Source organism: Paenibacillus sp. OSY-SE, assembly GCF_000283315.1.
GTDB classification, from domain to species: Bacteria; Bacillota; Bacilli; order Paenibacillales; family Paenibacillaceae; genus Paenibacillus_B; species Paenibacillus_B profundus.
The window spans coordinates 13,723-34,550 of sequence record NZ_ALKF01000182.1 but is presented as its reverse complement, the minus strand read 5'-3'; the positions used below and the strand labels follow the sequence as shown (position 1 = coordinate 34,550).

Genomic DNA, 20,828 nt, shown 5'->3' with positions numbered 1-20,828 from the left:
GACAACGCTTTGCGGCCATCCCATCACTCGTTGTTCCCTCTCGTTCATCTCTATATCCTCCTCTCTCAATCGACAATTATGGCAGCGCCAGCTTCCCCATGACAGTTGGGCTCGCCGCTCCGGTCACGGCAGGCAGGTTGTTCGTGACGCCATGCACGAAATCGTTCGCCAATAGCGCAAAGGCAACCGCCTCTTTCGCATCGCCCGGCATGCCCATTTCATCGGATGCCATCACCTTCTGCTCCGGCAGTTCCGCTGCCAGCCAGCCCATCAGCGTCAAGTTCTTGGCTCCGCCGCCGCTCACGATCACTTCGCTAACGGAGTGCTGGCCGAAGACGAACTCGCGGTAAGCGCATGCAATCGAGCGTACCGTCAATGACGTGAATGTGGCGATGATATCCTCGGCAGACAACTGCCGATGGAGTCCTTCTGCGATCCATTTCGCGGCATACTCACTGCCGAACATTTCCCTGCCGGTCGTCTTCACCGGCTCCAGGTGGAAGTATGGATGGGCTAGCATCTCCGCAAGCAGCTCTTCGTTCACCCGCCCTTGCGCTGCCCACTCCCCATTGCGATCATAGTGGAGCACTCCGTCTGATAACTGGTAGACCGCTTGATCGATCAGCATGTTGCCAGGTCCGGTATCAAAAGCGGTGACTGCATCAGATGACGCTCCCGCCGGAAGTATGGTACAGTTCCCGATCCCCCCGATGTTCTGCACAATTCTGCCGATGTCGTCATGCCGAAAAAAAATATAATCCGCATAAGGCGTCAAAGGGGCTCCTTGGCCGCCTACCGCCATATCGGCCGGACGGTAATCTCCAACGACGGGTTTGCCGGACAGCTTCGCGATTACGGACAAGTCGCCGATCTGCAGTGTCGACGGCATAAAATAGGGATTATCATCAAGTACTGTCGGTTGATGCCAAACGGTTTGCCCATGCGAGCTGATAAAGTCGATATCATCCAGCGCGATCCCTGCAGATGCAGCCGCTTCCAGCGCAGCTTCGGCAAATCGCCGCCCTAAGTAAGCATTCATCACACATAGGTCTGCGACGCGGGAATGTTCGTTGCTGCACAGCGCCTTTAATCGCCCCCGCAGCTCCTGCTCGTATTCGATGCAATGAAAGGCGAGCAGTTCGGCCTTCGCATCCATTCCGCACCCTCGTACCTGGACGATGGCGGCATCAATTCCGTCCAACGACGTGCCGGACATCAAGCCTATAATGATATGTACCGGTTTGCCTGCCAATGAAAATCTCATCGCGCTCTCTCCCTTCTAGTGACGGATGGCAGATATAACAAAATAGTGATGTTCGATAAGGAATGAGTCTTGTTTCGATTAGGTGCAGTTTGCAGAAGTGTCTAATAATGATTGATTTACGGGATTTCCAACATATCGAGGAGTTCTGGGAAGGGTTCAATTGCCGCTGTTCAAATGCTGTGACAGACTTTTGAGGAAGGTTCTAGGCGGTTTAGCTTTATTATACGCAAACGAAATATTTTTTCAAATACCATTTCAAAATATAATTTTTTATTTTAAAATTATCCGCCAATTCGTTTATAATCATCTCGAAGGCTGGCTGTTTTGGTTATAATTACAACATAAAATTACAACACTTAGCATATTGAGGAGGTATTTTTCGATACACGAGATTCAGCATGCCCCCCCCCTGCTTCGCCATTCCATCTGCACCCCACTTATCTCCATACTATCGGAATATCCCTCATTTTGCTGCCGCCAAACTGCTTGATGCATATTATTTCACGAAGGGGAACAACAGCTTCTGATTTTCCGGCCAGAACATATTATTTAAATCAATCACCTTCGCATCCGTCTCCACCCGTTCCGGTATATCGGAGCCCTGCAGCGCGTCCGCCGCATATTTTACGCCGAGATACCCCATCGCAAACGGGTTCTGTACGACGGCAGCCCCAATGACCTCATCTTGCAGGTACCCCATAAGCTCAGGCGTGCTGTCGATGGTAACCACTCTTATCGCCCGACCGGCATCCGCGTCCTTGACGGCCCGCGCCACACCGAGAGAGGAGATCGAATTAAGCGCCACGATGCCTTCCAGATCCGGATGCTTCGCCAGCATGCGAAGCGTCAACTCGTACGCAAGATCTGGATCCGAGTAGCAATACGCTTTCTCTGCCACTTCAATTCCGTCATACCGGGAGAACAAGTCCATCAATCCCTCCTCGCGCTGCTCGGCATTATGCGCGCCTTGAATAAAGCTCATAACGCCGACTTTGCCTCTGCCATTCATCAGCTTGACGAGCTCCTGCCCGGCTGTCCGCCCCATTTGATAGGAATTCGTACCGATGTAACTCTGTACCTTCGTGGAGCCGACCTCGGAATCAATGGAGATAACGGGTATGTTATAATAGCTCGCTTGGTCCACAACCTGCCCGAGCGCCATGTAATCGCTAGCAGCGAGAATGAGCGCATCCACACCCAGCTTTAGCGCTTGCTCCGTATATTCCACCTGCTGCTGGACGTCCTTCTCATGCTCAGGTGCGAGAAATGTAATTTTTACGTTGAATTCTTTGGCTGCCGCCTCTGCCCCCATACGAACCGTATTCCAATAATCGTCGTTCAGCATCTTGACGACGAGCGCGAAATTACGCTGCTCCGGCTCAGAGATTTCAATAATGCCGTTACCGGAGCAAGCCGTATTGAGAGCAAGGGGCATGATGATGAGCAGCAGTACGATGGCGCGCAGCAGCTTCACCTTTAATCCGCGCCCCTGTCCAGCGTATGAACTAAGCATCTCATCTTCTCCTTCCTCATGACTCGTCTTCGCGCTCCAGCGGCAGCCACATCGTAACCGCCGTCCCCACGTCCGGTTGGCTTTCGATCTCCAGACCATAAGCTAAACCGTAATACAACTGCAATCGCTCCTTAACGTTGCCCAGTCCTACACCAGATCCCTGTCGGCTCTCGACTCGTCCCGCTTGAATAGCTTCAAGGCGCGGCGGCGGGATACCCGCTCCGTTGTCGCTGACTTTAAAGCGCAGCTTACCGTCAACCTCCCGCGCCGAAATGCGAATGCAGCCTTCGTCAGCGCTGCCTTCGATGCCATGCTGAATGGCATTTTCTACGATCGGCTGCAGTATGAGCTTCAGGGTGCGGCTATTCAATATGCGCTCCTCCGCTTCAATCTCATACGAAAATTGATGCTTAAACCGAATATTTTGAATAATCAAGTAGTGCTTTACATGCTCCAGCTCTTCCTGCACCGAAATAATATGCTGGCCTTTGCTCAAGCTGATGCGGAAAAATTTCGACAACGACGAAATCATCGTCACGACATCGTCCGTGCGCCCGCTCCCCGCCAAGCGAACGACGGAATTGAGCGTATTATACAAGAAGTGGGGGTGAATCTGCGCCTGCAATATGTCTAGTTCGTTCTTGCGCTTCGTCTCCTGCTCCACGATAATCTGATCCATGAGCTGATGAATGCGGGCCACCATTAGGTTGAACCGGCTCGTCAGCTGCTTGACCTCTTCGGCGCCGCTCATCTCCATATGCACGCTGAACACGCCTTTTTCCACCAGTCTCATCGTTCGTTCTAATCGCTTGATCGGATGAGAGATACGAGCGGACAGCACGAAGGAGACGATGAGCACGAAGCCGAGTACGGCGGCAAGCAGCCAAAATAAAAATCCGCCGATTTCCTGCTGTGTCGTTACGAGCTCGTCCATATAGGACACGCCGACAACCTTCCAACCAAGCGGATTAACGGTTTTAACCGTAATAAGCCGCTCCACCCCGCCTGAGCGGTCGATATAGCTGCCGTAAGTATATTTGAGCACCTGCTCCACATTTTCATACTTCAGCCCATTGTAGATTAACTGCTGCTGCGGATGATAGACCAGGTTCCCCATCGAGTCGATCAAATAGACATATCCTTTGCCGCCTAGCGTAACCCGCTGGCACAGATCGTCAATGGTCTTGAAGTTGACGTCGATCAGCAGAATCCCTTTTTCCCCTATGCCAGACCTGTGATACGTCATTCCTTTGCTCAACGAGACGACCCATTTATACGTGCCTTCGAACAGATTCTGAATGTGGGGGGGCGAATAGGACAACTGCTCTGGCGCTTGAACGGCAGCTGTGAACCAGCTCTGTTCGGTCAAGCTGGTATTGCGGCGCTGCATCTGCGATGGGATGCTTTGAATGAGCTGCCCGTCGATCGTAAAAATGGCCATGCTTACAACATCGTCGCGCGTCATCCGGATCGTGTCGAGCTGTTCCTGCAGCTCCTTCACAGGCAAGCCGCCGCTTCTGTTCAGGCGATCGTCAATGATTTCAAAAAAGGCGCCGATTCCGCTCACGTATGATTCCAAATTGAACTTCACCTGATCAATGATTTGCTGATTGTTCAGCACAGCATTCTGTTCCGCTGTATTGGCAAATTTGTCATAGACGACAAAGCTCACGAACAGCATCACAATGATGGTAATTAGCGTGAATGAAGCCGCAATGATAAACTGAATGCTTCGCATTTGTCTCCACTTCATCCCATCCTCCACTTTTCCTGCGCGACAGATCCCGGATCAGCCTTCATCTGCTCGGCTGCGATATTCTTTGGGCGATAGCCCCGCGTATTTTTTAAAGGAGTAGCTGAAATAATTCGGATCGCTATACCCTACTTGCTCCGCAATTTCGAACGTCTTCCAATCGGTCGAGCGCAAATACTGCTTCGCCTTTTCCATGCGCAGCTGCAGTAAATAGTTGATGAACGTCATCTTCGTTTCCTTTTTGAAAATACTGCTGAAATACCCGGCGCTAATATGAAGATGCCCGCATACCATCGTGATGGACAAATCGCTGTTCTCATAATTGGCTTCGACAAACGACGTCGCTTCCTGCACGAGCTTCTTATACGAGGTCTGCCGATCTGCCGCAATATGATGCATGAGCCGAGTGCACAGCTGGAGCACCCACTGCTTCGCCTCCTCCATATGGCGGAATTCCCGAATCCGCTCGAACGAGGCTAGCTCATCGCCGACGGCCGTATCCGCTGCTTGGCCCGCATCCCGCGCGACCTTCATCAGGGCGATGAGCATCTCCATTACATAAATCTGAAAATCCTTGACTGAAATATGAGCCTCCATCAGCCCTTGAAAAAGAGAATCGAGCATCCCCCTTAGTTCCTCCGCCGTCCCCACCTTCAAGCAGCGGATGAGCGCCTCTTCCTTCCAATGATCGAAGCACAGCTTCTCCACCATGCGCATCTCCACATCATCGATGCAAATGACTCGGTTACTGCCGAGAATGACGCGGTAATCGAGCGCGGCGATCGCAGCATTGTACGCATAAGGCGCCTCTTCCAACGTATGAATGACGGTGCCGGCTCCCGCCGTTACTGAAAATCGCAAATATCGTTCCACGCTTTGCCGTATTTCCTCCAGAACAAGGAGCGTCCGCTGACGGATTGGCTCCATATCAGGCGATTCATCGCAGCTTATGAGCACGACTTCTTCGTTATGAATCATCACGAATCCAAGCTCATGCTTATGCACAATTTCTTCGGCGATGTTATACACCGCGAACAGCTGCAGCCGGGAATCCCCCGTGTCCTTGAGTGACAGCGCATGCTGCGGTACCCCAGCGTCCCTCTGTGGAGACTGCTGTATAAATGGCTGTAAAGACGGCTCTTCTTCTTTTCGATTCGATAGCAATGAGCACGGGATGTCAAGACTGATTACCGACAGCATGAACTGACTGCCGCAGAGTGGCAAATCATAGATTCTGGATTTCTCATCGATCTCCTTACGGTTCACTTTGCGCGTGAAAAGCGATGCGAGGAACACTTCCTTCAAGACGGGAAGACTGCTGCGATAGTGCTCCTGCAGCACGTGTACGTTTTCTCGCTGAGCCTGCTCCTCGTCCATGCTGGTCTTGACCTTGAGCAGCACATCAATCAGCTCCTGGGAAGAAAACGGCTTAAGCACATATTCGTCGATATGCAGCTTGACCGCCTTTTGCGCATATTCGAACTCGTCATAGCCCGTCAAAATAATGATTTTGATCGTAGGGAACTGCTCTCGTATCCCTTCCGACAGCTGCAGACCATTCAGAAAAGGCATTTGTATATCAGTCACCACGACGTCCGGCCGCAGCTTATCCACCGCTTCGATCGCTTCCCGTCCGTTCTCAGCGGTGCCAATTACCTCGTAGCCGCAACCGCTCCATTCGATTTCACGCAGCAATCCTTCGCGCACGTCTTCTTCATCATCCACAAGCAGCAGCTTGTACATTTCGCAGCCCTCCCTCCCCAGAAGCGTCTATATTTCACGATAAGCAAACGCTTTCAATGTGTTATATCGTAGCACAGCATTGAAATTTTTAGCTCATTTTAAAATAACTTTTACCTCCTGTCCACCTGAATCTCTGATAGCAGGCACATGAGAAAACCTCTATTGAGGCATTTCGAAGATGAGCGACCGCGCTTAGAGACAGATGATATGTTCTATCGCTAACGTCGATATGTTAAATAGACATTGATTCTTCATCATGTACGAACTGTTATGTTCGTATAGTGAAGCGTCCAGACTGAAGAGGATTCGCTGCATCCGACCCTTTGCTTCATTCTCCCCTTCCTTCAGAATGCAACAAGACTATGTTCGCCTCTGGTTCTCTTCCATCAGAATGCTGCACGCCTATGTTCAACTCTGGTTCTCGTCCATCAGAATGCTGCACGCCTATGTTCAACTCTAGTTCCCGTCCATCAGAATGCTGCACGCTATGTTCAACTCTAGTTCCCGTCCATCAGGAGGCGCCCATCAATGAACCACTCTATATTCACTGCAATCAAGATTGACCCCCTCGGGAATTAATATCTTTCACGAAACGGCATGTCCCCTTATCTCAGTCATCCCCCCTGACTGTATGGGAGAGAGAAGCTATTGTACGAAAAAGACTGTCAACCTATTCTCATTTGAAAGGGAAAGGAGAGCTGCTATTCTGATTAAAGGGGAGAGTGAAGCAAGCGATGGAACAGTCATGAAAAAATTTCTATTGAGGCTTTCCGAAGATGAGCGAACGCGTTTAGAGGTGCCTTAATGGTCAAAAAGGCCGCCGATCCCGCTTCGGATCCGCAGCCTTATCCTTGCTCACTTACTTGCAATTTCTCGCTCATTCACATTCAAAGGGCAGTATTCCTTACTGACATCGCCGAACTTGTGGCCTCGTTCATTCCTTACTGTTCAAGCGCCTGAAAAGAACGGCTCATGTCCCCGATCAGCAGGTTCGGATCTTCCAGTCCGACATACAAGCGCACCAGCACGAGTGGTTCGCTCTCGTCCGAGGCTTCCGGACGCACGACCTGCACCAAGCTCTCATAGCCGCCCCAGCTAACGCCAATGCGGAAAAATTCCAATCGGTCCGCCCACGCCTGCAATTGCTCAACCGGAAGCGCCGCCTCGAAGGAGAACAAGCTGCCGCACCCGCTCATCTGCCGCTGAGCCAGCTCGTATTGCGGGTAGCTTGGCAGACCCGGGTGATTGACGCGCTTCACGAACGGAAGCTGCTCCAAATATGCAGCAACTTGGCGTCCATTCTGCCCGAGCCGCTCCATCCGCAGCGGCAGCGTGCGCAGCCCGCGCATCGCCATGCAAGCGGTCTGCGGCGTCATGATGCCGCCGTACAGCAGAAATTCCTCTTGACCAATCCGTTCGAGCCGTTCCTTAGAGCCGATGATGACGCCCCCCATAATATCACTGTGTCCGCCTACATATTTGGTCAAGGAGTGCACGACCAAATCGATACCAAGCGCCAGCGGGTTCTGATAGATCGGCGTCGCCCAGGTGTTGTCAATAATCGTAGTCGCGCCAATTCGCTGCGCGAGTTCTCCGCAGGCGCGCAGGTCCTGGAGACGAATCGTCATGCTCGTCGGGCTTTCCAGAAAAAGCAGCGTCGTGTTCGGACGCACAGCCGCTTCAATGCTCGCCATGCTCTCCCCGTCTACGAACGTCGTTTCAATGCCGAAGCGCAGCAAGTAGCTGCTCAGAAATTGCCGCGTCGGCCCATACACACTTTCCACGCAAATGACGTGGTCGCCCGCTTTGACAGCGGACATGATAGATGCGGAGATCGCCGCCATTCCCGAAGCGAAGCAGCGCGCTGCTTCTCCGCCTTCAAGCATCGCCAGCCGCCGTTCCAGCTCATTGACGCTCGGATTGTTCCCCCGCGAATATAGATGATAATGAAGCGGAGAATCAAGCGCCTCATAAAATTCTTCATGACACGGGAATGTGAACAAGCTGTTCTGATACAGCGGCATCGTCACTGCGCCGTAATGACGTTCATCATGGCAATCGTGCACGACGATCGTCTGTTTATCCCACGTATTACAGGGCGCGGATTGCTGTTTCTCTATTGACATTGTCCATTCGATCCTTTCGCTGTCGTTCGTTCCGGCTGCATACGGCCCATCTTCACTTCCTCCAACAGGTGGAACAAGCCGGAAGAACCTGATCCATAGAATTGTAGGATTTGGGATTGCTTATACCGAGTCCATCATAACAAAGGGCGGGGCGTTTATTCAACAGCCATCCCATTCCACGTAACCGCCAGCTTTTGTCTCACATACACGCTCTGCCGTGCCGTATCTCAGCGTCACGCTCCGTCCGAGCAAAGAACGTATACGGCAGCGGGTCAGACGATTCTGCTTCCATTCGATATCGACTTCGAATCCGCCCCGCGCACGCAAGCCCGACACCACCCCACTCGCCCAAGCTGCAGGCAGGTGCGGATGGCAACGTAAGCGGTAAGCGAATCCACGTCGCGAATGATTAGCGACTCCCCGTCAGCCTGAACATGCCCGCCTTGAGGTACCGCCTTGACGCATCCAGCGAAGCAGACTCCCGCATGCGTCCCGCGATGTTCCGCTTGTCCTGTCAGCAGAAGCCCATCGGTTCCGATCGCTTCAATCCGTGCGCTTCCATCTCGGGTTAGCGATAACTTGCAAGAGAGGGACTGCCGCTTGTCGACGCTCCAATACAGCACGAGCACCTGATCCGTAGCCGACACGAACATTTCGCGGCGGTGAGCGACTCCAGCTCGCACGTATTCGACCGTGGCAATGGCCGTATCCAGATCAAGCTCGCGGCGATAGTCGGACCGTTCTCCTTCACCCGCTGTCGTTGCCTCAACGACCTGTGCATTTATATCTTCAAGCCACAGCTCTCCGAACGGCTGATAACTGCGCGGTCCCGTATGCGGAAGGAGCACCCTTTCCTTGACGATGCGTTCCGCTTCCTCCACCTTGTTCTGAAACAGCAGTTCTCGCGCTTCGGCAATCGCCGTCGTCGCACCTGGAAGGTGATCAGGCAGCGGAGGCCCCGCCCAGATCGATTCCTCGTTCAGCTGCAGCCGTTCCACCGGAGTGTCGCCGTACACCATGGCGCCCATCCTTCCGTTGCCAATTGGAAGCTCGGCATTCCATGCGTCTATGCCAGATCGCCCCGCGCCACTAGAAGGCTCGTCATACATCAAACGATAATCCTGGAAAGCTCCGCTCATGGGAAGTGACTCCTTCTCTGCTTTGAATACTGGACTATAAAACGCTTTCACTTTGCTCATGATCTGAGCGTAGCGTTCCCCCTCCTCCATTGTCAAGGGGAATAGCACCTGTCATTTGAAAATGGATAAATCCTACTTCTTCCGGCTTCTGCGGTAGAAGCGATACCCTTTGCGGCACCACTCCAGCAGACTTGCAGGCAAGGGCAGCGTCCAACGCATTAATACCGGCTTGTACAGCCAATGATAAGCGCGTTTGAAATCCTCCCATATCCCGTCGCTCCCCCGCAGCAGAAAGTCGGACACATCCACGACATAGCCTTTGCCGTTATCATTCATGACGTTCTTCCCGTGAATGTCGCGCGGAGACATGCCTTTCTTCATCGCGTAAGCGAGAGCTTCATCGACATCGCGTATAACGGAAGGCGGTATCGGGATTCCTGTCAGCAAGCAATCATATAACGTATAGCCTGGCATTCGCTTCATGATCAAATAAGCTTCACCCACATAATAGCATTCCGAAAAAGAAGGATGACGGCCCAAGCGCCGATATACCTCCGCTTCATCCTGCAAACCCGGGCGGCCTTGCGCGTATACCTTCACAACTAGATTTGGAAAATCAGCATGCGCAAACACAACGGCATAATTCCCGCTCCCCATTACTGTCCAGTTGTCTGGCACAGCTTTCACCTCGACAGGGTCGTTCTCGTTATGGCTGCGGATATCAAGCTCAAGAAGGAGCGTGAGCTCGACTTGCGTTTTAAATGCTTCAATCCTACTAGATTTCAAACCAATTTCCCCTTACTTGTCACAGAGCTTCTTTCCTTAATATACCACAACCGCTAAGCTATGAAATCTTTGCTGCCTCATGGTACCGAACAACCATTTCAACCTTTATTTGGAGGAACGTGCGCTGCTGGCCGTCATCTGCTGTGTCATTGGTTATATGGTCATGCGCTTCATTGTACCTCCGAAGCACCATAAGACGTTATCTCCGAAAATAACCTGCGTCCGCTACACACAGAGAAGCCCTCTGCAGATGGATCTGCAAAGGGCTTTATACTCATATCGTCATTCAGTTATATCGTGATCAGTTCAAGCTTCCCGGTAGATGCTGCCAGTGTATTCATATCGTTTGGATAGCCCGTCATCGTCCAATTCACGTACGATGTTGTTCTTGACGAAATATTTTAAGCTGCAATAGACGGTGGAGAGAGAAATGCGTGTCATATCCGACTTCAGAGCAATATAGATTTCCATTGCGGTCTTTGGGGACACGGCTTGATTGATGCAAGATAAAACCGCCTCTCTCTGCTGCGTCATATGCATTGGCTTGCTTTCACGCTTTTTTTTCATAAACGTTATCATGTGCCGATTATTCAAGGGCCCCATTCCTTTCCTGTGGAAATGTTATTCACGAAATCAAAAATGCCATCGTTATCATGCACCGCATGGCCGCTCCTTTCAAGAGCTCACCAACAACGTATCATCCACCAGCTCCAGTATATGAACCGGCATGACTGATCGGTTCAGCGATCAATCATCGAGAATGCTAATGAATCATTTAGTATCATACGGCCTACTGTTATCATCGGTATAAGTTGCAACAGCCATACCTTCATCAGCTCAAACGGCTCAAATCAAAGCCCCGAAGCGCGCTAAGTAATGATAATAAGAATCACTCATATGATATTAATTTAACATAGTAATTGTATTTAATCAATAATCATTCTAATTTAATATTTACTTTCATTAAATATGACCAGTGAAAATCCTCTATCGCGGCCTTTCGAAGATGGGCGACCGCGTTTAGAAATAGGTTTTATTGCCACAAGGAATGTATGGTTTCGCTTTAGCGATTCACAGAACTTAAACATTCCTTAATTATAAAAAAATCCTCCCCCGAACGCCGCTGACGCTAACATCATCGTCATTGCATTCGAAGGAGGAAATATGAGCTTGTATTGAATTCAATTGATCAATGATCACATGCCGGGTGGCGGACTGGTCGACAGCATACCTGCCACGATAAATACCGCAATTCCGACTGCGATTTCCACCTGCACACCAATCAGGAATTGACGCAGCAGGTGCGCCTCACCGCTATGCTTCGCGAACCGGGGCAGCCAGTAATAGCGGTGAAATGCCGCAATGATGAGGATGAGGAGAAAGAGTCCGCTTTTGACGAGCAAGATTTGCCCGTATGATGACGAAATGAAAGCAGACCATGTCCCTAACCGCATCGCAGCGAGTATGATTCCTGTCACTACCGTCAGCACGGTAAGCGGCAAGGCTGCCCGGGAAAAACGCCTCCACTGCCCGTTGATCTCATGAACATGTTCCGCGCCGAGCTGGTTACGCCGCCAGCTTGCCGTTAGCATCCCCATACCTAACAGCCCACCGAACCAGATCGATGCGGTAACAATATGGAGCGTATGAGAGACGACCGTCAGGAAAGACAATAGCCCTGAATCGGATGCCACCGCATGTCCCGTAAGCGGAAAGGTTAAGGCAATTCCGAGCAGGATGAGCAACTGCACCACTTTGTTGAGCACCGTTGCGCCGTTCTTGAACAGCATCATGAGGGCGAGCAATGCGGCAAGCAGCACTCGCGCGCCATCCGCCAAGCCAACCCGGGTTGACAAGGCAAGCGTTAACGCAGTTGATGCAGCAGATGTATCCGCCCTGCCGCTGCTTAGCTGCTGCGCAATGAGCAGCATATGTGCTGCATAAGTAGCTGCAAACAATATAACTGCGCTAATCGTTATCCCTTTGCATAGACGCTTCATGGCGCGATGGAATGCCGGAAAGCGCTCGTTCACTCCGTCCGCTAACATCATGCGATAATACAATATGGCGAATAGCAACACCGTCACGACGATATTGATGATGCGAATCAACGCATTCCATCCATCAAGATTACCGTTGCCATGATTATGGTCTGCATGATCGGCTGCTGCCTCGCTTGCTGACGCAGCTGCTTCAGCTCCATGGTCATGATGATGGCTATGATCAACTTCTCCCTGGTCGGGATTTGCTTCGTTACCCGCTCCCGCTGGCGCTTTCTCTGCTTGAACCGGGGAAGCTGGCGCAGCGGCGCCGGATTGATCTTTCTCTCCTGCCCCTGCCTGAGGCGATGCATCCGGTGCGGCTAGCGCGGCCTCTTTCTCCTTCCCGGACTGCGCTGCGCTATCCGGCTCACTCGTGTCGTCACGCTTCTCCTGACGCGGCGGATCGCTCACCTTCTGCTCAGCTTTAAACTGCGATTCAGTTGAGGGGGGGTTCTCCTTCTGCCCAGTGGTACCGGCAGCCGTTTTGTCCACTTTCGAAGCGCCGCCAGACTGGGGGGACTCTGGCTGCGAATTGGGCTTCCCCTTACCGGAATCTTTGTTCACTGGCTGATTAGCGGAGCTGTCGGCGTGCTTCGTTCCATTCGTGCTGCCATTCTTCTCAGGCTTGGCTGGGGTCGTCGTCTTGTTCTCTGTCGCGGACGCCGGCTCATCGTCATCCAACGATTTCGTTGCAGCTGGCCCTGACTGCTTCAGCTTCACGCCAACAGCAAATTCGAAGGAACCTTCCGTGACATGGGTGTCAACCGACAGCACTTGCCATTTCACTTTATAAATCCCGTTCGGCAAGGACGAAATCGACTTCACCAGCGTCTTCTCCCCGTCACTCTTGACCTCGCCTGCTATCTCTGCGCCATCCGTATTCCATAAGGTCATCGAGCTCAGATCCGCGTCGATGCCTTCCGTGTACGTAATCCGGATTTCTGTCGGCGAATCAGTCAATTCCGAATTCGAGAGCGGTGAGGATGATGCCATGTTGGCATGAGCGGAAGCAGGCTGCGGCAAGAGAACAAACGGAATAAGAAAGATCAAAAATAGAAGTGCAAGCTTCGCCGCTTTGTTCAACATTGTCATTGTGTCATCCCCCTTTCACACCAAAGTTTATTCACACTTGGAATACAAAAGCCGTTGGAACTCCAACGGCCTCTGCAGGATTGAATCATCGTTGTCTTACTTCGTATAGAGAAGGACGGCTGCCCGATTCGTTCCAACTGCCGGCAAAAATTCCAGCACCGTGTCCGTCTTCTCTGCTGCTTCACGCAAAGAAACGAGGCCTTTCCCTGTCACATCGCCGAGCGTTGATTTGACCCAAGCCGCATCTGCCTTCAACATTCCGTCTGCAAATGAGAACGATTGATCAGACACAGCTTTGCCATTCACGAACACTTGCGGCTGTGCCGTAGCCGATTGGCCAGGAAGCTGGATCGAACCGTTCTGCACGATGAAGGTCATCGTCGCTTCGTAGCTGACCGAATCGTACTGGCCTTCGACCTGCTCGTTCATTGATGGCTTGGCGCGCAGCAAATAATAGTCGGCAGGACCTGTCTTGAACGAGATGGTGCCTTTAGCGTCTGTCTTCAGCGTCTTCGCTTCCGAATTGCTGCGGCGAATGAGGGATACTTCCGTATCGGCAAGCGGCTTGCCTTTCAGCATCAACTGTACGGATACTTCCTGATTCGGACTGACCGCCGCCGGACTGAAGAGCGGAACCAGTTCCGCCCGATCCGGGCTCACTTGTCGTTCGAAGCCCGTCAGGAGCGATGCTCGCTTCAATACAGGGATATCCATCACGGCGACGAACGATTTCGCGCTGCGAAGCGTGCGGCTTGCCTTCCCGTCATGTTTGAAGATGCTGTCGCCTTCGACCGATACGATATAGGCTCCCGGCTTCGACGCAGAAAAAGAAGAGACGAAGTAATTGTTGACCGCTGGCTCTTCTTCAGTTGCCGCTTCACCCGTGTAAAATCTCGTGTCGGTAATATCCGTCTTCTTCCCAGCCGGATTCATGACGTACACTTTGGACGAGTCAGTGCTCCACTGTCCAGCGATGCGGTAGCTGCGATGCTCGTTGGAGTGATTGCCCAGCATCATTTCAACATAGGATACTTCACCTTCACCAATGATCGGACTGTTCGTCTGCGACCAACCGTCATGCGCAAACGCTGGAATGGCGATGGACAATGACAATAAGGTGCTTATCGCAATACTCGCTAACTTTTTCATATAACCCGCCCCTTTTCAAAACAAATGTGATTAATGTCATAGTAAATTGTAAAACAACACAGACGGATGCACATGACTCTATCTAGCTATAAAATGTCACAAAAAAATGAACAATCCGATTAGAGCGTTCATTACTATTAGGGCCTAGTGCATTTATTTCAAAGCCTCGGCATCATTTGTTGGGAATTTGTAACACATTTTGATTGAATAGCAATGATTAATAAACTAACCTGAACATGGGACCGAGGCCGTTCAATGAGGAGGGTTAACATGAAGCTTGAGAACGAGAAAGCGCCGGAACCGCAACAAGAGCGCTATGAATCCGGCAAAAGTAAAATGAGCCGCAGAGAGCTGTTGAAATTAAGCGCCGCTGCGGGTACGGGAATGTTTGTAGGCATGGGCGGCATGGGGGCCTTTATGTCTTTTAGCGGTATCCTTAAAAGTTCAAGCCCAAGCCAAGAACCAAGCCCGGCAGCAAAGGATAATCAAACGAGCCAAACCAGCGTTGCCGGCTCCATTCCCTTCTACGGGACAAAACAAGCGGGGATTGCAACACCTCCGCAAAAATATATGTGTTTTGCCGCATTCGACATCGTACATGCGGACAGGATGAAATTAGAACAATTATGTAAAACATGGACCGACTATAGTGCAAACATGACGGCTGGAAATTCGGTTGGAAAAGCTAATCTGGAAGGACTTGCACCGCCAGATGACACAGGGGAAACGCACGAACTTCCCCCAGCACAGCTTACGATTACGTTTGGTTTTGGCCCCACTTTGTTTCGCAAAGACGGCGTTGACCGCTTCGGATTGGCCGCAAAACAACCGGATGAGCTCGTTGACATTCCAGCTATGCCTGGCGACGCCTTGACAGAGCAGGAATCGGGCGGCGATGTGTGTATCCAAGCCTGCTCGGATGATCCGGTCGTAAGTTTTCATGCGATACGCAACTTAGCCAGAGTTGCCCAAGGCACTGCGAAGATTCGTTGGGTACAGGAAGGTTTCTTGAGTGCTCCTGATGGACAGACACCACGAAACCTGTTTGGATTTAAAGACGGTACGGCAAACAACGAGCTTGAAAATGATCAAGCCATGGAGCGGTATGTATGGGCCTCACCATCAAATAATCCATTATGGATGACTGGGGGCACCTATTTAGCCGTCCGGAAAATTCGCATGTTCATTGATGAATGGGACCAAACGGCACTGCAGAAGCAAGAAGCAACGTTCGGCCGTCAGAAAGAAAGCGGGGCCCCGTTCGGCAAAAAAAATGAAGCTGATGCCGTGTCCATGCGCCACATACCGACAGATTCACACGTGTGGCTTGCCCGCGGTACAGGAACCAAGATGTGGCGGCGCTCTTACTCTTACTCACGCGGCCTTGATGCAACCAGTGGCGATTTGGACGCCGGTCTTCTTTTTATCAGTTTTCAACAAAGCATCAAAAATCAGTTCATCCCCATGCTCTCCATTCTGGCGCAGCATGATGCCTTGAATAAATACACATCCCATCTCTCCAGTGCTGTGTTTGCCTGTCCGCCTGGCGCACAGGAAGGAAGCTTCATCGGGGAAGCGCTGTTTCGCTGAACTTCGCAAATAGGCAACCTTTATAAGAAAACCTCCGCCCGAAACATTATGTTCGGCGGAGGTTGCTATCGTGCTTCTTACTATCCCATATGCTGCGCCTGCAGCTTCATCGGACGCGAATGATGAACCAACTCCGCATAGAATCCGTCCTGTGCAATTAGCGATTCATGCGTGCCTTGCTCGACGACACACCCATGACGCATGACGATAATGCGATCCGCATGTTGAATCGTAGACAATCTGTGCGCAATGACGAGTGTCGTTCTTCCTTCCGACACGACGCTTAGCGCTTGTTGGATCAATCGCTCCGTATGGGAATCGAGATGCGCAGTCGCCTCATCCAGGATAAGGATGCGAGGCTGGAACACGAGAATGCGGGCAAAGGAAATCAATTGCCGCTCCCCGGCGGATAACCCGCTTCCGCGCTCTGACAGCCGCGTGTCGTACCCGTGCTTCAATCGTGTAATCATACCGTGTGCCCCAACCGCCTTGCAGGCCCATATCACTTCTTCCCGTGAGACATTATCCTTGAACAGCCGCACATTATCCAGTATCGTGCCTGAGTAGAGGTACGGATCCTGCTGGACAAGCCCGACGATGCGGTGCAATGTATCTTGAGGCAAACTACGAATATCAACGCCGTCGATCTCCACACTCCCCCGCTTCACATCATAGAAGCGCGCTAGCAAGTTGACGAGAGAGCTCTTGCCTGCCCCCGTCGTGCCTACGATGCCGACGAATTCCCCTGGCGAAATGTGCAGATCCAAGTCATGCAGCACATCCCGATCATCGACGTAAGCGAAGCGGATGCGGTTGAAGTCTACTTGTCCCAGCACATCGGACGCATCGATCTCCTGTGCCTGCTCTGGCTCTGGATCGCGGACCTCCGGCTGTACGCGGAAGATGCGCCACAAACGGTCCATGGACACAATTGTCGATTGGAGCGTGTTCCATTGCTGGGTAATTTGGTTAATCGGCTGAAAAAATTGCCGGATATAGTTAATGAAGGCATACAGCACGCCGAACTCCAACGCGGTATCAAGCACAGCGAAGCCGCCTATCCAGACGATGAAAGCAACCGATACGTTGCCGAGAATATCGAACGAACGGTTGAACATGATGCTCGTGCGCACCTCGCGTAGATTTTCCCGCAAATATTTGCGGTTCTGTTCCGTAAATCGCTCGGTCTGCTCCTTCTCCTGATGGAACACTTGAATGAGGCTCATGCCCGACAAGTTCTCCGCCAGAAACGCAATCAGCCGGGACAGCTCAGCGCGCGTCCGCTGATAAGCGGATCGAAGCATAGAGCGGAAAGCAATCGCAATGGCGAATATAATCGGGAACAGGATAAGACAGTATAAAGCCAGCTTCGCGTCAAGCGAGAACATGAACGCCACGATCAGAATAAGCGACAATCCATCCCGCACGATGCTCAACAGCACTTGCGTGAAAAATTGGTTAATCGTCTCCGTATCGCTCGACACATTCGTAACGAGGCTGCCAATCGGGTTGCGGTCGAAGAACGACATCGACTGCTTCGAAATGTGCCGGAACAAATCCTTCCGCAGCTGCCCAACGATACTCTGCCCGACCCTTTGCAGCAGATTCGCCTGCACGTACGAAAATATCATGCTTATCGCCGCTAGCAGCAAATAACAACCGCCCAGCGTCAATAGTGTCCTGACGCCGTGCTCCCCCGTCAGCACGTTATCGTCGATAGCAATCTTTACCAGATAAGGCTGCAGCAAATCCGCGCCAATGGCGAAGAATGTGCATACAAATACGGTAAGAAACGTGAACCGGTGCGGCTTCGCATAGGAAAGCATCGCCATGAACGATTGCTTGCGGTCTTCGGGAGACACATCATAGGCATTACGCGCTTTACTACCTTTCGGTTCAGGCATCGAGCATCCCCTCCTCTTGAATGGCATAGAGCGAGGAATAATAGCCGCCCTGCTTGAGCAGCCCTGCATGCGTTCCGCGTTCCTTGACGGCCCCGTCCTCCAGCACGATAATCTCATCAGCATGACGAACCGCGCTGATGCGATGGGCGATAATAATATTGGTCTTGCCTTGGCGCGCTTCGCGCAAGTTGTGCAGTATATTCGTCTCCGTGACGACATCGACTGCGCTGACGCTGTCGTCCAGGATGAGAATCGGCGCATGCTTGATGAGTCCGCGGGCCAGACTGGTCCGCTGGCGCTGACCGCCCGACAAGGTCAGTCCCCGTTCGCCCAGCTTCGTATGGAACTGATCCGGAAGATCCGCAATATTGTCATACACATCTGCCAGCCTAGACGCTTCCTCAATGGGCTCATCATCAACACCGCGGTCATGGAACGCGATGTTGTCCCGTATTGTCGTGCTGAACAAAAAGCCGTCCTGCGGCACATACGCCACCTGCGTGCGCAAGCTTTCCAGCGTCAGCTCGCAGATGTCCTGCCCGCCGATGAATATCGTTCCCTGCGGCGGATCGTACACTCTGAGCATCAGCTTGACTAATGTCGTCTTGCCGCTCCCTGTCTTGCCGACAATGCCAAGCGTCTTGCCTGCTTGCACCTGGATATTTAAGTCCTTGAGCGATGTGGTATCGGTATCCGGATACGCGAACGACAGCTGCCTAATATCAATTCCCGTCTTGTCTGGATCGATTGGGACGGCGTGATCCGACTCGCGGATGTCCGGCTCTTCCCCAAGCAGCCGGTTCAGTCGATCAAGCGACGCCCGGGAGCGCAGCATGACGTTAATGACGTTGCCAATCTGCTGCAGCGGTGTAATAATCATGCGCAAATAGAGCGTCAGTGTAACGAAATTACCGAGAGAAAGCTGTCCGCGAATGGACAGAATGCCTCCGTACGTTATCGCGATAACTAACGAAAGCGCACCGGCGAAAGGAATAAGCGCCTGGAACAGCGATGTCATGCGGACGAGGCTTAGTTGATTGTCACGGATGCGATCCACCGTTTCCCCGAACCGTTCCCGCGCGATATCCTCAACTGCAAACGTCTTCGTTACCTTAATGCCGCCGAATTGCTCCTCCGCCGATTCCGTCATCGATGCCAAGGAATCCTGCACTGCCCGCGATCGTATCCGAATACGCGGACCGAAGTAGACGACAAAGAGCGGGATGGAGAGCAGAGGCAGTACACAGACGAACACAAGATAGAGTGGAATGTGGCTTACGCTCATCATGACGATAACCGAGATTAATAGAATCGACGCGTTCGTCATCTGATTAAGACCATTAGCTATCGTTTCTCTTACAGAGGTCACATCGTTCATGAAGTAACTAAGCAGCTTGCCGACCCCGTTGTTGGAAAAATAATGCTCGCTGAGTCGCGTAAATTGCTGGAACAACCTCTGCCGGGTATTGAATTCAAACCAGCGGCCAAGCCGGTGATTCAGTAATTGACCCATGCCGAACAATGTGCCGTACCCGACTCCGATAGCGAGCAGCCATAAGCTGTAGTGGACGACGGACGACCTCGTCAATCCATTCTGCTGCAGCTCATCTGTAAATTGTCCGAGCAAGCTTGGAAAATAAGCGTAAATGACGTTGGCTGCCGCCATAAACAATACCGCTGTCACATAAAGGGGCAAATGAGACCGAACATGACCGAATAACAACGTCTTTTCTTTCATGTATTCACTTCCCGTACCAGTTATCGAGTCCGGTGCCAAAGGGAGCTGGAGACAGAAGCTAGCAACCGCTGCCGCTAACTTCAAAAGACGATCATTTCCATGTTCCCGTTCGGCTAAGTCGCCTCCTTTCGGGACCATTATGTTATCAGATAGATATGATAGATCAATTATAGCGCGGCTTCAATCCATTTGTTAACATTTTGTCAACAATTTCAAAAGAAAACCTCTATCGAGGCATGGACGCTTCATAATTACACGAAATGTTCCATTCGTGCAGGGGGACGTTCAGACAGATGGGGATTTGCTTCATCCGCTCCCTTGCTTCATTCTCCCCTTCCATCAGAAGGCAGCATGGCCATTGACGACCCTGGCTCTCTGACTTTAAAGCCGCGCGACCCAGAACGGCTATGGGTAACTGCCACCAAGAGACGGAACAACCTAAGACGACTATAGCTCACTCCCATCAGAAGGCGGCACGACCTAGGACGACTATAGTTCACTCCCATCAGGAGGCGGCACGACCTAGGACAACTATAGTTCACTGCCATCAGGAGGCGGCACGACCTAGGACAACTATGGGTAACTGCCACCATGCTCGGACGCTTCCTAGCTATATGAAATGGCATGTACTTTTTTCTTCAACGCAACCCATCCTGACTGTTTGGGAGAATGGAGCTAAGGGCCATTCCACGCAGGACCGACAGCCTCTTCCCCTCTGAAAGCGAAGAGGGCACTGCCATTCTGAATAAAGGGGAGAGTGAAGCAATGGATGGAACAGGAATACCTGCTTCGGAAAGGGTAACGTAACGGTTCCAAGACGGAAGACGTCTTTTTCCCGACTAATTTCAGCATGGGTTATCGGAGTTTTCGAGCGGCACTTGCCGTCCTGCTCCACACCTCCTTATGTTGGATTGCAGAAGGACTCGGATTAGACGTGCCAAAAGGCTAACCCCGCGAGGTTAGCCTTTTTAGGTCGTGCCTACGACCGC

At 51.8% G+C, this 20,828-nt stretch carries 14 protein-coding genes; 1 reads left to right on the top strand and 13 read right to left on the bottom strand.

Annotated features, from left to right (window positions below; genetic code table 11):
* Positions 1-76 precede the first annotated feature (76 nt).
* The 11 genes from A372_RS0114885 to A372_RS0114835 form a co-directional block, all read right to left on the bottom strand.
* Complete coding sequence (locus tag A372_RS0114885) at positions 77-1,264, bottom strand: anhydro-N-acetylmuramic acid kinase (RefSeq protein WP_019421661.1); 1,188 nt, start codon at positions 1,262-1,264, stop codon at positions 77-79.
* Positions 1,265-1,760: 496 nt separating this feature from the next.
* Positions 1,761-2,777 (bottom strand): substrate-binding domain-containing protein, encoded by a 1,017-nt coding sequence (locus tag A372_RS0114880; protein ID WP_019421660.1) that lies wholly within the window; start codon positions 2,775-2,777, stop codon positions 1,761-1,763.
* A 16-nt stretch (positions 2,778-2,793) separates the two neighbouring features.
* On the bottom strand, positions 2,794-4,530 hold the full coding sequence (locus A372_RS0114875; protein ID WP_019421659.1) for a cache domain-containing sensor histidine kinase: 1,737 nt from the start codon (positions 4,528-4,530) through the stop codon (positions 2,794-2,796).
* A 36-nt stretch (positions 4,531-4,566) separates the two neighbouring features.
* Positions 4,567-6,273 (bottom strand): response regulator transcription factor, encoded by a 1,707-nt coding sequence (locus A372_RS0114870; RefSeq protein WP_019421658.1) that lies wholly within the window; start codon positions 6,271-6,273, stop codon positions 4,567-4,569.
* A gap of 941 nt (positions 6,274-7,214) precedes the next feature.
* Positions 7,215-8,399, bottom strand: a complete 1,185-nt coding sequence (locus A372_RS0114865) for a trans-sulfuration enzyme family protein (protein WP_019421657.1) — start codon at positions 8,397-8,399, stop codon at positions 7,215-7,217.
* 159 nt (positions 8,400-8,558) lie between these two features.
* Complete coding sequence (locus A372_RS39295) at positions 8,559-8,735, bottom strand: glycoside hydrolase family 95-like protein (RefSeq protein WP_337483843.1); 177 nt, start codon at positions 8,733-8,735, stop codon at positions 8,559-8,561.
* Positions 8,672-9,538, bottom strand: coding sequence for a glycoside hydrolase family 95 protein (locus tag A372_RS0114860; RefSeq protein WP_157259573.1), 867 nt, complete (start codon positions 9,536-9,538; stop codon positions 8,672-8,674). Before A372_RS0114860 ends, A372_RS39295 begins: the two co-directional genes overlap by 64 nt.
* A 132-nt stretch (positions 9,539-9,670) precedes the next feature.
* Positions 9,671-10,324 carry a hypothetical protein gene (locus A372_RS0114855; protein WP_019421655.1) on the bottom strand — a complete coding sequence of 218 codons (654 nt, stop codon included), beginning with the start codon at positions 10,322-10,324 and terminating at the stop codon, positions 9,671-9,673.
* A 306-nt stretch (positions 10,325-10,630) separates the two neighbouring features.
* Positions 10,631-10,927, bottom strand: coding sequence for a transcriptional repressor (locus A372_RS0114845; RefSeq protein WP_026011086.1), 297 nt, complete (start codon positions 10,925-10,927; stop codon positions 10,631-10,633).
* Between the two features lie 593 nt (positions 10,928-11,520).
* Positions 11,521-13,458, bottom strand: a complete 1,938-nt coding sequence (locus A372_RS35505) for a CopD family protein (RefSeq protein WP_019421652.1) — start codon at positions 13,456-13,458, stop codon at positions 11,521-11,523.
* 96 nt (positions 13,459-13,554) lie between these two features.
* Positions 13,555-14,607: a DUF4198 domain-containing protein gene (locus A372_RS0114835; protein WP_019421651.1), complete on the bottom strand. Its 1,053-nt coding sequence runs from the start codon at positions 14,605-14,607 to the stop codon at positions 13,555-13,557.
* Between the two features lie 270 nt (positions 14,608-14,877).
* Between A372_RS0114835 and efeB the strand changes: the two genes are divergently transcribed.
* Positions 14,878-16,197, top strand: coding sequence for an iron uptake transporter deferrochelatase/peroxidase subunit (gene efeB, locus A372_RS0114830; protein ID WP_019421650.1), 1,320 nt, complete (start codon positions 14,878-14,880; stop codon positions 16,195-16,197).
* Between the two features lie 80 nt (positions 16,198-16,277).
* Here efeB and A372_RS0114825 read toward each other — a convergent pair whose 3' ends face one another.
* Entirely contained in the window at positions 16,278-18,101 is a 1,824-nt protein-coding gene (locus A372_RS0114825; RefSeq protein ID WP_019421649.1) for an ABC transporter ATP-binding protein, read from the bottom strand.
* A complete protein-coding gene (locus A372_RS0114820) occupies positions 18,094-19,839 on the bottom strand; it encodes an ABC transporter ATP-binding protein (RefSeq protein ID WP_019421648.1) in 1,746 nt (581 codons plus the stop codon). The genes A372_RS0114825 and A372_RS0114820 overlap by 8 nt, the downstream gene beginning before the upstream one ends.
* Positions 19,840-20,828: the final 989 nt, after the last annotated feature.